This is a genomic window from Agathobaculum hominis (assembly GCF_014288055.1).
Classification (GTDB): Bacteria; Bacillota; Clostridia; order Oscillospirales; family Butyricicoccaceae; genus Agathobaculum; species Agathobaculum hominis.
This window is the reverse complement of sequence record NZ_JACOPK010000004.1, coordinates 248,936-261,849: the sequence shown is the minus strand read 5'-3', so window position 1 is coordinate 261,849 and position 12,914 is coordinate 248,936. Positions and strand designations below refer to the sequence as shown.

Annotated in this window: 10 protein-coding genes, 6 tRNA genes and 1 pseudogene; 2 read left to right on the top strand and 15 right to left on the bottom strand. The window is 56.7% G+C overall.

Annotation, left to right across the window (positions count from 1 at the left end):
- The 9 genes and pseudogenes from H8S02_RS12535 to H8S02_RS06250 form a co-directional block, all read right to left on the bottom strand.
- Window positions 1-116: pseudogene (locus H8S02_RS12535) on the bottom strand (acryloyl-CoA reductase electron transfer subunit beta); the annotation flags it as partial.
- A 21-nt stretch (window positions 117-137) separates the two neighbouring features.
- A complete protein-coding gene (gene acrB / locus H8S02_RS06285; protein WP_118684920.1) occupies window positions 138-938 on the bottom strand; it encodes an acryloyl-CoA reductase electron transfer subunit gamma in 801 nt (266 codons plus the stop codon).
- A gap of 21 nt (window positions 939-959) precedes the next feature.
- The gene (locus H8S02_RS06280) at window positions 960-2,102 is read right to left on the bottom strand and encodes an acyl-CoA dehydrogenase (RefSeq protein ID WP_186969795.1); all 1,143 of its coding nucleotides are present in this window, start codon (window positions 2,100-2,102) and stop codon (window positions 960-962) included.
- A gap of 838 nt (window positions 2,103-2,940) precedes the next feature.
- A tRNA-Lys gene (locus H8S02_RS06275) sits at window positions 2,941-3,016 on the bottom strand.
- Window positions 3,017-3,024: 8 nt separating this feature from the next.
- Window positions 3,025-3,101 (bottom strand) — tRNA-His (locus H8S02_RS06270).
- A 48-nt stretch (window positions 3,102-3,149) separates the two neighbouring features.
- Window positions 3,150-3,224 (bottom strand) — tRNA-Gln (locus tag H8S02_RS06265).
- A gap of 79 nt (window positions 3,225-3,303) precedes the next feature.
- Window positions 3,304-3,380 (bottom strand) — tRNA-His (locus tag H8S02_RS06260).
- Between the two features lie 39 nt (window positions 3,381-3,419).
- Window positions 3,420-3,496, bottom strand: a tRNA-Arg gene (locus H8S02_RS06255).
- A 33-nt stretch (window positions 3,497-3,529) separates the two neighbouring features.
- Window positions 3,530-3,603, bottom strand: a tRNA-Gly gene (locus H8S02_RS06250).
- 157 nt (window positions 3,604-3,760) lie between these two features.
- Between H8S02_RS06250 and H8S02_RS06245 the strand changes: the two genes are divergently transcribed.
- Together H8S02_RS06245 and H8S02_RS06240 are read left to right on the top strand one after the other, a co-directional pair.
- Window positions 3,761-4,459 (top strand): response regulator transcription factor, encoded by a 699-nt coding sequence (locus tag H8S02_RS06245; protein ID WP_186969794.1) that lies wholly within the window; start codon window positions 3,761-3,763, stop codon window positions 4,457-4,459.
- 61 nt (window positions 4,460-4,520) lie between these two features.
- On the top strand, window positions 4,521-6,080 hold the full coding sequence (locus H8S02_RS06240; protein WP_186969793.1) for a sensor histidine kinase: 1,560 nt from the start codon (window positions 4,521-4,523) through the stop codon (window positions 6,078-6,080).
- Window positions 6,081-6,153: 73 nt separating this feature from the next.
- Here H8S02_RS06240 and H8S02_RS06235 read toward each other — a convergent pair whose 3' ends face one another.
- The 6 genes from H8S02_RS06235 to H8S02_RS06210 all read right to left on the bottom strand — a co-directional run bounded on the left by H8S02_RS06235 (window position 6,154) and on the right by H8S02_RS06210 (window position 12,907).
- Window positions 6,154-8,436 carry an ATP-dependent Clp protease ATP-binding subunit gene (locus tag H8S02_RS06235; RefSeq protein ID WP_186969792.1) on the bottom strand — a complete coding sequence of 761 codons (2,283 nt, stop codon included), beginning with the start codon at window positions 8,434-8,436 and terminating at the stop codon, window positions 6,154-6,156.
- Between the two features lie 49 nt (window positions 8,437-8,485).
- Window positions 8,486-9,109 carry a CvpA family protein gene (locus H8S02_RS06230; protein WP_186969791.1) on the bottom strand — a complete coding sequence of 208 codons (624 nt, stop codon included), beginning with the start codon at window positions 9,107-9,109 and terminating at the stop codon, window positions 8,486-8,488.
- Complete coding sequence (locus tag H8S02_RS06225; RefSeq protein ID WP_186969790.1) at window positions 9,087-10,370, bottom strand: DUF5711 family protein; 1,284 nt, start codon at window positions 10,368-10,370, stop codon at window positions 9,087-9,089. Before H8S02_RS06225 ends, H8S02_RS06230 begins: the two co-directional genes overlap by 23 nt.
- A gap of 63 nt (window positions 10,371-10,433) precedes the next feature.
- Window positions 10,434-11,210, bottom strand: a complete 777-nt coding sequence (gene truA / locus H8S02_RS06220) for a tRNA pseudouridine(38-40) synthase TruA (protein ID WP_186969789.1) — start codon at window positions 11,208-11,210, stop codon at window positions 10,434-10,436.
- Window positions 11,211-11,234: 24 nt separating this feature from the next.
- Window positions 11,235-12,038: an energy-coupling factor transporter transmembrane component T family protein gene (locus tag H8S02_RS06215; RefSeq protein ID WP_118684902.1), complete on the bottom strand. Its 804-nt coding sequence runs from the start codon at window positions 12,036-12,038 to the stop codon at window positions 11,235-11,237.
- Complete coding sequence (locus tag H8S02_RS06210; RefSeq protein WP_186969788.1) at window positions 12,038-12,907, bottom strand: energy-coupling factor transporter ATPase; 870 nt, start codon at window positions 12,905-12,907, stop codon at window positions 12,038-12,040. Before H8S02_RS06210 ends, H8S02_RS06215 begins: the two co-directional genes overlap by 1 nt.
- Window positions 12,908-12,914: the final 7 nt, after the last annotated feature.

The following is a 12,914-nucleotide window of genomic DNA, read 5'->3' as shown; positions in this document are numbered from 1 at the left end:
TTGCGTGCCTCGGAGATCAGCTCGAGTACGGTCGGCTGCAGCTTGCCCTGACGCTGCTCACAGAATACCCATACGCCGGAAAAATCGGCGAGGTTGGTGTTATTGAAATCAGCCATTGTTCAGTTTTCTCCTTCCGATTAAATGATGTGCTTCTTCTGAAGCTCGCCAACCAGCTCTTCGCAGGTAGCCTTGTCAGCACCCTCAAGCATCTTGCCCTGACCCTTCTGCGGGGGAGTGAAAGACTTGAAGATGTTGGTCGGAGAACCCTTCAGACCAATGGTGGTCGGGTCGATCAGCGGATCGTCCTTCAGGGTGTTGTAGTCATAAACTGCAATCGGCTTGTCGTAGCAGCCCATGATGCCCTTGATGGACATATAGCGGGGCTCGTTGAGCTCCTTGATGCAGGTCAGCAGGCACGGAGTCTGGGTCTCGATGGTCATGTAGCCATCCTCGAGTGCGCGCTTAACGGTTACGGTGGTGCCCTCGATCTTTACGTCAGCAGCGTAGGAGACCTGCGGGATGTTCAGCTTCTCAGCGATCTGAGAGCCTACCTGAGCGGTATCACCGTCGATTGCCTGACGGCCGCAGAATACAACGTCGTCAGCGTCAACGCCGTACTTCTTGATTGCAGCAGCGAGGATCTGGGAGGTAGCGAAGGTATCGGAACCGCCGAACTCACGTGCGGAAACCAGAATGCCCTCATCAGCGCCCATAGCCATCAGCTCACGCAGCATGCCCTGAGCCGGGGGAGGACCCATGGTGATAACAACGACCTTGCAGCCGGTAGCATCCTTCAGACGCAGAGCAGCCTCAACAGCATTCTTGTCGTCCGGGTTGATGATGGTAGCCATGGATGCGCGGTTCAGAGTGCCATCGGGATTAACAGCAACCTTACCGGAGGTATCCGGAACCTGCTTTACACAAACAATTGCCTTCATAGTTCAGTTTTCCTCCTATTCTTACTTACCGAGAATGTTACCGGAGATAACAACGCGCTGGATCTCGCTGGTGCCCTCATAGATCTCGGTGATCTTGGCATCACGCATCATGCGCTCAACCGGGTAATCCTTGGTGTAGCCGTAGCCGCCGTGTACCTGAACTGCCTTGGTGGTGATCTTCATAGCAGCCTCGGAAGCGAACAGCTTAGCGGTTGCAGCGTCCACAGTGAAGCGGCCGCCCTCAGACTTGGCAACAGCAGCCTTGTAGGTCAGCAGGCGAGCAGCCTCGATTGCAACGTGCATATCAGCAAAGAGGAACTGAGTGTTCTGGAACTTTGCGATCGGACGGCCGAACTGCTCACGGGTCTTAGCAAAGTTGATGGACTCTTCCATAGCGCCCTCTGCGATGCCCAGAGCCTGTGCAGCGATGCCGATACGGCCGCCGTCCAGGGTCTGCATAGCGATCTTGAAGCCCTTGCCTTCTGCGCCGAGGAGGTTCTCCTTCGGAACGATGCAGTCGGTGAATACGATCTCAGCCGTCGGGGAGCCGTGCAGGCCAAGCTTCTCCTCGTGCTTGCCAACAGAGAAGCCCGGGAAAGAGCTCTCTACGATGAATGCAGAAATGCCCCTGGTGCCCTTGGACTTGTCGGTCATGGCAAATACAACGAATACGTCAGCAACATAGCCGTTGGTGATGAAGATCTTAGAGCCGTTCAGAACGTAGTGGTCACCCTGCAGCTCAGCAACACAGGTGCCCTTTGCAGCGTCAGAACCAGCGTCCGGCTCGGTCAGAGCGAAAGCGCCGACCTTGTGGCCCTCGGTCAGCATGCGGAGGTACTTCTCCTTCTGCTCGGGGGTGCCGTTTGCGATGATCGGGCCGCAGCACAGACCATTGTGGGTAGCGAGAATATCGCCGGTGGAAGCGCACTGCTTGGACAGCTCCTCGATAGCGATTGCAGAGGAAAGGTCGTCAGCGCCTGCGCCGCCGAACTCTTCGGGCACGATCATGCCCATTACGCCAAGGTCGAACAGCTTCTCGATGTTCTCGCGCGGGTAAGTAGAGGTTTTGTCGGTTTCCGCTGCGATGGGCTTGACTTCGTTCTCGGTGAAGTCATGCATCATCTGGCGAACCAGTTCCTGTTCACGGGTCAGATGGAAATCCATGTTCAAGTCTCCTTCTTGTTTGGATATTTATTGCCGATGCCGGCCGGTAAGGCCGACGTTCCGCCGATTTTTGGCCGCACAGAGGCGGCAGAACAGCACTATGCCATCCGTACCATGCAGCGGCCGCGGATGGTCTATTTTCGAGTGCGTTTTGCACACTTTCTTGTTAAGTTTTGTTCCTTCTAACAATATACCACACGGATTAGCATGCGTCAACTGTCAAATTTAACGGAATGCAACAAGAAATTTATCAGAAACGCCGGATAATACGTCGTTTTGACCAAAGGAATTGAAGTTTATACGCAGAATAGACGAAACAGATGCTTGTAAACTGTGCATAATGCGCATAAAACGTTTGTTTTTCATGTAAATTCGTCCACCTGCTTTTTACAGAATTACAAGTTTCACGGGGGAGGGGAGTCTTTTATTTCCGGGACGTCTCGCCGTCGCGAAGAGTATGTTCGAAGGCTGCACATTTTTCGCAGTGCGCGATCTTCCTGTCGAGACGCTCGAGGGTCTGCTGCATCTGCGCGATGCGCTCGTAATAGCGCAGTGTATCTGCAGAAATGTCATATTTTTAGCTGTTTCAGCTATCATCATAATAACCCCTCCTGAACGGAATGATTGCATATGTTCAGTGTACCGCTGGAGTCGCAAGGTCTCTCTTTTATTGTATACAGGTGACACAGCAGGTGCCACTTTCTACGTCCGCAAAAAACCGTAAAAACCGGTATTCGCTTGATATGAACGAAAAATACGAAATTAACTTTTCCGACAAAATAGTTATGCGGAAACAGAAAAAACGCCGCAAAACTCAAAGTTTTAACGGCGTTAATTCTGGTGATCCAGCGGGGATTCGAACCCCGGACACCCTGCTTAAAAGGCAGGTGCTCTGCCGACTGAGCTACTGGATCAAAAAATATGGGGTGGGTAAAGGGACTCGAACCCTCGACCCTCGGAACCACAATCCGATGCTCTAACCAACTGAGCTATACCCACCATATTCATGTTATGACTGCAATAGCAGTATTTGTTGTCCGAGCCGAATGGCAGGGACGGCTGGATTCGAACCAGCGAATGTCGGCGTCAAAGGCCGATGCCTTACCGCTTGGCGACGCCCCCGTATTCGCGGTGCGAAAGAGGAGATAGTCCGTAAATAACGCGCTGCGACCTTGCAGATGCAGCGCGTCACGGAACAATATGGGGTGGGTAAAGGGACTCGAACCCTCGACCCTCGGAACCACAATCCGATGCTCTAACCAACTGAGCTATACCCACCATATTAAAAATCAGCCACCGGATAAACCTCGAAAGGATTGGCACGCCAGGAGGGATTCGAACCCCCGGCCTACTGCTTAGAAGGCAGTTGCTCTATCCGGCTGAGCTACTGGCGCATGTCAATTCCGGCAACCCGGCACATCAAAAAGTGGAGCGGGTGATGGGAATCGAACCCACGTGTTCAGCTTGGAAGGCTGACATTCTACCATTGAACTACACCCGCGGGTCTCTCTCTGACGCTTGTTTATTATATCAATTCACAGAACGTATGTCAACATATTTTTTCAAATTTTTTAAGAAAGTTTTTTCGCAGCATTTTCAGCAGGACATCAAAAGGGCATACGGCTGTGCTATACTGTAATCAAAGGAGGGGAGAGCGTATGAAAGCAACTATTTTACTGGCGGAGGACGAACGGGATATGCGCGAGGTGCTGTGCGATTATTTCACGGCGAAGAGCGGCGGTGAGCTGACTATGATTTCCGCACCGGACGGCAATACGGCGCTTCACCTGATCGAGACACAGCCCTTCGATCTGCTTCTGCTCGACATCATGCTGCCGGGCACAGACGGTTTCGCGCTGTGCCGCGCGGCGCGGGAGCAGGGAGACGCGCCTGTCCTGTTCGTCACCGCACGGGAAGACGAGCAGGACAAGCTGTATGGCTATGGTCAAGGGGCGGATGACTACGTTGTCAAACCGTTTTCTCTTGCTGTGCTGTATGCCAAGGCACAGGCACTCCTGCGCCGCTCACGCGGCATGACAGCGGCAGAGGTGCTGAGGGCCGGTGAGCTCGAGCTCAACCCGGCGAGGGGAACGGTAACGGCGGACGGTCAGCGCATCGACCTGCCGCCCAAGGAATTTGCTTTGCTCCGGGCGTTGATGGAGCGAAAAAACCGCGTGCTGACGAGGGACGAGCTGCTGGACCTTGCGTGGGGCTGGGACTATGACGGCACGGACCGGGTGATCGACGGGCACATCAAAAAGCTGCGTCGGGCGCTGGGGAAGCATGCGGACTGCATCAAGACCGTGGTAAAGCGCGGCTATAAACTGGAGGTGGACAGAGATGAAAACAAAACGTAGAAACTTTGGCAGCTTCTTTGTGCGGGTCGGAACGAGTTTTCTCGCATTCTGGCTTGTGCTGATGGGAGCATTTACCCTGCTGCTGGGACAGCAGCGCGCACAGCTGATGCTGTCGGAGATGGAAAACAGGGCGGATTTTTTCGATGGAAATTTCGGAAAATATCTGCTGGATTCCAAGGAGCTCGGTACCGATGATACCGCACAGCTCCGCAGGGCGCTGCGCTGGCAGAGTTTCCGAATTGACAGCAAAGATCCCCCCAATGTACAGATCGTGGAAACCGCGATTACCGATAAAAATGGTGACGTACTGCAAAGCAATCGCTGGTGGCTGACAGTGCGAGATGGGGATACAGATTATGATGTGGATATGGGAGATCAGCCGCAGAAGGTGTGCGAAGCGGTTCTGGTTGGATCTGCGATGACTAAGGAATTAAGAAGTGCTCCTTTTCCGGAAATGACCTTTGAGGCATGGGTGGACGGAGACCAGGCATATCTAAAGTCTGTTACTGTGTGCCCGACAAAGGAGGTCAACGGCTCGTGGGAACCGACGGGCGAGGTCAACACGGTCGAGTGTGTGTATGACGAAAGCAAGGTAAAAAATCTCCCGCTGAAAACGATGAGGTGGGCGAGTCTCCGCTGCCCGGGACCGAGCGATTTGACTGCAAAGCAGTTGGCGGCCTCCCTGACTTCTCCGGTCCGGCTAGCGCTGCGCGAATGGGCAGAGAACCCAAGCGGCGCGAACAGCAGCGAAGAGATCGTGCGTCCGTGGCTGGTGCGCCAGTATCAGCGGACAATGAAATACTGCGACTATGCCGATGGCGGCAATGTCATAATGTCGTTTGCCGCGGAAGGCTACCCGCTGAAAGCGTGCCTGCCGATTCTGGTGCCCGCCGGCGCGATGAGCTTTACTCTGGCGATGCTCTGTGCAGTCATTCTCTCCTTCGCCTTGCTGCGCGTCTGGCGCCGACAGGAGCGCGTGGAGCAGGTTCGCCGCGAGACGACTGCGGCGCTCGCCCACGAGCTGAAAACGCCGCTCTCCGTGCTCTCGGCGGCGGCAGAGCTGTTAGGGGACAACCTTGCTCCGGAAAAGCAGGCGCATTATCTTGATGTCATCCAGACGCAGGCGCAGCGCATGGACGGCAGTGTACGCAAAATGCTTGAGCTGTCGCGGCTTGAGACCGGCGTGCAAGCGCTGCGTCGAGAAGAATTCCCGCTTGCTGCCCTCGCACAGGAAAGGCTTACCGCCGCGCTCCCGGCAGACGGCAGACTGCACACAGAATTTGCATCCGACAACGAATACACGGTCAATGCAGACCGCGCGCTGCTTGCACGGGCACTGGACGCGCTGCTCGAAAACGCCGTGCAGCACACGCCCGAGGGAGGCTGCATCACGGTCCGCATCGCGAACGGTATGCTTTCTGTAGCCAACACCGGCGACGCCATCCCGGATCATGCCTTGCCCCGGCTGTGGGAGGCATATTATCAGGCTGACCCCTCGCGCAGCACAAAGGGCGACGGTCTCGGTCTCTCGATTGCAAAAACCGTGTTCGATCTGCACGGATACACCTGCGGCGCAGAAAACACAGATGCCGGTCCGAAATTCTGGTTCAAATTTGCATAATCTGCGCAAAAGCAAAAGCCGCCCTGTGGGCGGCTTTTGATGTCGAACAGTATCGCGTTTCAACAGTTCCAGCTTAAATCGTATCCAGCTTTACTCTGCCGTCCTCAGCGGACAGGTGAGCGCCCATCAGCGGCTTATCACCCGTAACGATAGCGTTTGCAAGCGGATTTTCGATTTCCTTTTCGATCAGCCGACGCAGATTGCGTGCGCCGTACTTGACCGAATAGGACTTTTCTACGAGCAGCGCGAGCAGGCTGTCATCCCATGTCAGACGGATTTCCTTGTCTGCGAGGGTGCCCTTGAGCTCGTTCAGCATGATCTCAGCAATAAGGCGGAAATTGTCCTCGGTGAGCTGGTTGAACGCAATGATCTCGTCGATGCGGTTGAGAAACTCGGGGCGCATGATCTCCTCGAGCGCCTTCATCACGCGGTCCCTGCTCATCTGAGAGACCGTGCGTCCAAAGCCGGCAGGCGTGCTGCTCGACTGAGAACCTGCATTCGAGGTCATGACAATGACCGTGTTCTCGAAGCTGACAACGCGGCCCTGTGCATCGGACAGACGGCCGTCGTCGAGGATCTGGAGCAGCGAATTAAGAACATCCGGATGTGCTTTCTCGATCTCATCGAACAGAACGACCGAGTACGGGCGGCGGCGGATCTTTTCGGTCAGCTGGCCTGCTTCATCGTAGCCGACATATCCCGGAGGAGAGCCGATCAGACGAGAAACCGTATGCTTCTCCATATACTCGGACATATCAAGACGCACGAGCGCGTCCGGAGAGTCGAACAGATCGAGTGCGAGCTGCTTAACCAGCTCGGTCTTGCCGACGCCGGTCGGGCCGACAAACAGGAAGGATGCCGGCTTGCGCTTGGGGCTGATACCCGCACGGCTGCGGCGAATGGACGCGCAGACTGCATCAACAGCTTCGTCCTGGCCGATCACGTGAGACTTGAGACGATTTTCCATATCGCGCAGGCGTGCGGACTCCTGCGCCGCCACCTTAGAGGCCGGAATGCCGGTCCAGATCTCAATGACCTCGGCCAGCAGCTGCTCGTCAACAGCAGGCGCAGGCTTGCAGAGCAGATCATGCAGCTGTGCTTCGACCTGGAGAATACGCGAGCGGCAGGATGCGATCTTCGCATAGGTTTCTTCCTCTTCGCTGCGCGCAGAGGACTGCGTAAGCTCGTCAAGCTGCGCCTGAAGACGCTCCAGCTCGTTCTGAAGCTCAGGGATCTCGGAAAGCTGCGGAGAGTCCAGATTGAGGCGCGAGCAGGCCTCGTCGATCAGATCGATAGCCTTGTCTGGCAGAAAGCGGTCGGTGATATAGCGCTCACTCATCTCGGCGGCGCGGCGGCACATCTCGTCCGACACGGTAACACCGTGGAAGGTTTCGTAATAGGAACGGATGCCCTTGAGAATTTCTGTGGTCTCGGAAACAGACGGTTCCCCGATGTACACCGGCTGAAAGCGGCGTTCCAGAGCGGCATCCTTTTCGATGTATTTGCGGTATTCCTTGAGCGTGGTCGCGCCGATGACCTGAATATCGCCGCGCGCGAGAGCCGGTTTGAGGATATTTGCAGCATTCATAGAGCCTTCGGAGTCACCAGCACCAACAATATTGTGCACCTCGTCGATGACGAGAATGATGTTGCCGATCTTTTTGACCTCGTCGATCAGACCCTTCATGCGGCTCTCGAACTGGCCGCGGAACTGTGTACCCGCAACCAGTGCGGTCAGGTCGAGCAGATGGACCTCCTTGTTGCGCATCTTAAAAGGAATGCGACCCTCGTTGATGCGCACGGCAAGTCCCTCCGCGACAGCGGTCTTGCCGACGCCCGGCTCACCGATCAGGCAGGGATTGTTCTTCTGGCGGCGGTTGAGGATCTGAATGACGCGGTCGGTCTCGCGGTCGCGTCCGACGATATGGTCAATGCGGCCCTCAGCGGCCTTCTGGGTCAGATTTTCGCAGTAATTGTTAAGATACTTGCGCTTTTTGTCGTCGCGGCTGCGTCCGCGCTTGTCGCTGTTCTGCGTGCTCTCCTGCGCCGGACGGGCAGGGGAGGAGGATGTGGTCATAGGGTCGGTCTCGTGCGGCGCTTCGTCATCCGAGCCGTCCGACCCTGCGGTCACAAGCTCATTCAGATCGGACAGCGAGCCGATCTCACCGGACAGGGCCTCGAGATCGTCCTCCGTAATGCCCATCTGTTCCATGATGTTGTCAAGCGGCTTGACGCCCAGCTCGCGCGCGCACTTGAGGCACAGGCCCTCCTGCGTGGTCTTATCCGGGCCTTCGATTTTGGTGATGAACACCACTGCGATGTTTTTCTTGCACCGCGAGCACATTGGCATGTTCATAATTGGTTAAACTCCTTCATTCTGCAATGGAATTACAGATTCTGACGATTCATGCCGCAGTAAACGGCAGAAACGCGATAATTTTAGCTAACAGGAACGTATTTTCGATACGTTCGGGTGAAAGATATCCCAGCTCGGTAAAGGTCACCGGATAGAACCAGTGTGCACCGAGCAGTACGAGCACGACGAGCAGCAGACCGGTCGCAAGCCCGATCGCGCCGCCGGCCAGTGCATCGAGCATGCCGAGAGGGGTGACTCGGCTGAGCAAACGGAGCGCCCTGACCGCAAGCGATATCAGAATACTGAGCAGGACGGAAAACACTGCGATCAGCACAAGATAGGAAATACTCTCAGCCATGCTCTGCACCGCAGCGCGGAGCGCCGTCTGTACGCTGTCCGCCAGCGCGTCCGGCACGCCCGACTGCTTGAGCTTATGCTCAAAAACACTGCGCACAATCGGCTCTGCAAGCCATTTCGCAGCAGATGGCGCCAGCTGACGGGCGAGAAAGTACGATCCGGCCATTGCGATGCAACGGCCCACAAGACCTGCGAGCGAGGCGAGTGCGCCGCGTCGGAGACCAAGGATCAGATTGACGAGCACGACCGCGAGGATCACGAGATCGGGCACGTTAAGCAGGCTGAGAAGCACATCAGGAATCTGCTGCGGCTGCATCGGCTGTTACCTCCCTGGACTGCGCGGAGCGGGCAGTGAATATGCGGGCGTTGCTGTTGTAAAGAACGAATACTGTACCGTCATCGGTGAGCAGTATGCGGCGTGCACCGATGGCCTCATCGTTGTGCCAGAGCGCATGGAACTGCGTGTCGTACACCGTGACGCCGGTGCTTGTCAGCACCGCCTCACCGGCGGCGGAGACCGCCAGCGCGCTCGGCTCCTCGTCGAGCGGCTCCGGGCCGTAGACCGAACCGCCGCGCACCGTATATAGATCGCTGCGCGCGCCGCCCGAGTACGAACGGATCGCAAGCACCATCGCGTTGTCGCGCGTCGCGACCGAGATCAGGTCGCTCGTGCCGACGGTCAGCGCGTGCTCGCTGCTACCGCGGCGCGTGACCAGATACAGGCCGTCGTCGCACAGCACGGCTGCCGACCCGTTATCGAGATAGCACAGCTCTATGCCGAGCGCGTTCTCCAGCTCGGTATCCGAGATCTGCTTGCCGCTCGATACATCATAAAAGCGGACATGGCTGATAAGCGATGCATCCCGCTGCTCGAAGGCGAGCACGGCGACCGTTTTCCCGTCGGGGGAGAGGCCGCCCGAGACGATATACAGCTCGGACGAGCTGAATTTGAACAGTTCCTCGCCCTTGGTGGAATAAACAGCAGCGGCGGTGCGGTAGCCCTGCTCGTCAGTGATGAGCAGAAAATCACCTGTCCGTCCGATGCTGCCGGTCAGAATGGCGGAATTCAGCGCGACCTCCGCCTTGACCGAGGACGCATCTGTTAAAACCGCATTCTTGCCGCCGCGGTCATAGACCAGAACATTGGTCTGGCAGGACTCCACGACCGGATTGGAATAGCCGATCGTCACTTGAAAAGTCGTCATGCTGCCCGGGCGGGAAAGATAAAGCGCGTCACTGTCTGCGTAGGCGAGACCGGACTCGAACAGCGCGCCATCGCTGAAAATACCGTTTTCGAATTCTATGTTCGTGATGTCGCCCTCATGCTGGCGCGCACCGGCGAGCGCGTACTGCACCGTGCGCTGAATGGCTGACGGCGCGAACAGACCATAATGGGTCAGTACAAAGCAGAATGCGCCGACTGCCAGCAGCCAGCCGCAGACAAAACGCAGCTTCGTGACAAAGCGAATGCGCGGATCGCGGCTCTCTTCCAAGCGGATACGGCGGTCTCTGCCCGTTGCCGGAAAGCGGATGAGATTTCTTACTCTGGACATTTTTTCGTTTGGTGTGTCACCCATCAAGGTTCACCTCCTCATTATATCGCTTTTCGAGGCGTAAAATATGAATAGTCAATAAATTTTTCAATCCCCAAGCCGAAAACGGTCGAGTTCACCCGTGTGGTCATACCACAGCCGGTTCATGAACAGACCGCAGGCAGGCAGCGTCGGACCGGCCTGTTCGCGGTCGCAGGACGCAAGCACATCGGCAACGTCGTCAGGCCGCAGCTTGCCGCCGCCGACATAGACAAGGGTGCCCGAAATGGCGCGAACCATGTTGTACAGAAAGCCGTCGCCGCATACGCGGATACGGATGAGATCATCAACCTTGTCCACGTCACACCAGAAGATCGTGCGGACCGTGCTTTTGACCGGCGTACCCTGACTGCGCACAGATGCAAAATCGTGCGTGCCGACAAAGCGCTGTGCGCCCTCGTGCATCCGCTCTGCATCGAGCGGATAATTGTAGCGGTACGCGTATCGCGCATGAAAAGGATCGCGCAGCGTGGACGGAAAGATATAATAGGCGTATTCCTTTCGGGTGCAGTCAAAACGCGCGTCAAAGTCCTCCGGGACTTCGGCTGCGCCTGAGACCGCAATATCGAGCGGCAGAAAGCTGTTGAGCGCAAAGGGAAGCCGGTCTGTCGGAATGGTGCAGCGCTCGGTCTTGAAGCTCGCGACATAACGTCTTGCGTGAACACCCGAGTCGGTGCGGCCGACACCGGAGACATGCACCTTCTCGCCGAGCAGGCGGAAGAGCGCGGTCTCCATGCTTTCCTGAATGGACGGCCCGTTTTTCTGTATCTGCCAGCCGTTGTAGTTTGTGCCGTCATAGGACAGCACCAGAGCAATGTTTTTCATACAATCAAATACCTGACAAGTGATTTACAGACCCAGTCTGCGCAGCGCGATCACAGCCGCAAACAGCACGGCAACGAGCAGCATGGAGCAGATGTCCACACGCGCAATCTTCAGCTGACGCATGCGGGTACGGCCGACGTCTCCGCGGTAAAGGCGGCACTCCATGGCGGTCGCAAGCTCATCTGCGCGGCGGAACGCCGAGATGAACAGCGGCACGAGAATGGGGATCATGGCCTTGGCGCGCTGAATGAGGTTGCCGGAATCGAAGTCCGCGCCGCGCGCCTTCTGCGCCGAGATGATCTTCTCGGTCTCCTCAATCAAGGTCGGAATAAAACGCAGAGCGATCGACATCATCATGGAAAGCTCATGCACCGGCACATGCAGCTTTTTGAGCGGGGCGAGCAGTCGCTCGAGACCGTCGGTCAGCTGGATGGGCGAGGTGGTGTAGGTGAGCATGGAGGTCGCGATGATGAGCAGCATCAGTCGCAGCACCATGAATACCGCCATGCGGATGCCCTCTACGCTGATGTGCAGGAATTTCCACTGCCAGACATAATCGCCCGGCGTATAGAACAGATTGAGCACCGCCGTGAACATGACGATGAGCAGAATGGGCTTGAGTCCGCGCACGACCATTTTGGGTGAAATACGCGAAATTCCGATAACGAGGGCGAGAAACAGGATGATAAGGCCGTAAGAGACCGGTCCCTGCGCAAGAAACAGCAGCACAATAAGTGCAACCGTCAGCACGATCTTGACGCGCGGGTCAAGCCGGTGAACGGCGCTGTTTCCGGGAAAGAACTGGCCGATGGTAATGTCCTTGAGCATCAGTGAGCGCCCCCTTTCTTCCTGCAGGCGCGCAGCGCGTCCATCGCCTGCGCAACGGTATAAACCGAGGTATCAACATCATGTCCGCGCTTTTTCAGCTCTATCATGACCTTGGTGATCATCGGGATATCGAGACCTGCCGCAACGATTTCGTCGGCGTGAGAGAACACCTCGCGCGGCGTATCGCAGAACAGAACCCTTGCGTGATCCATGACGAGCAGGCGATCAGCGATCTGCGAAATATCCTCCATGGAGTGCGAGACGATGAGGATGGTCGCGCCGGACTGCGCGTGGTAATTGCGGACAAGCTCGAAGATCTCATCGCGGCCTGCCGGATCGAGGCCGGCGGTCGGCTCGTCGAGAACGAGCACATCCGGACGCATGGCGATCACGCCCGCGATGGCAACGCGGCGCTTCTGACCGCCGGAGAGCGCGAACGGAGACTGGTCGGCAAGCTCAGGGGCGAGGCCTACCGCCTCCATTGACTCGCGCACGCGCGCGTCGATCTCTGCCTGCGGCAGGCTCATATTCGTCGGGCCGTAGGCGATGTCCTTCGCAATCGTCTCCTCGAACAGCTGATACTCCGGATACTGAAATACCAGACCGACGCGAAATCGCGTCTCGCGCGCACATTTGCCCTTTGCATCCCAGATAGATTTGCCGTCGAGCAGGACTTCTCCCTCGGAAGGCTGGAGCAGACCGTTCAAATGCTGAATAAGCGTGGACTTGCCCGAACCGGTGTGACCGATCACGCCGAGGATCTCTCCCTTGTTGATCTGAATATCGACATGGTCGAGCGCGACACGCTCAAAAGGGGTGCCTGCGCCGTAAACATGCGTCAGGCCCCGTGTTTCAAGTATGGTTGACAATGGAATT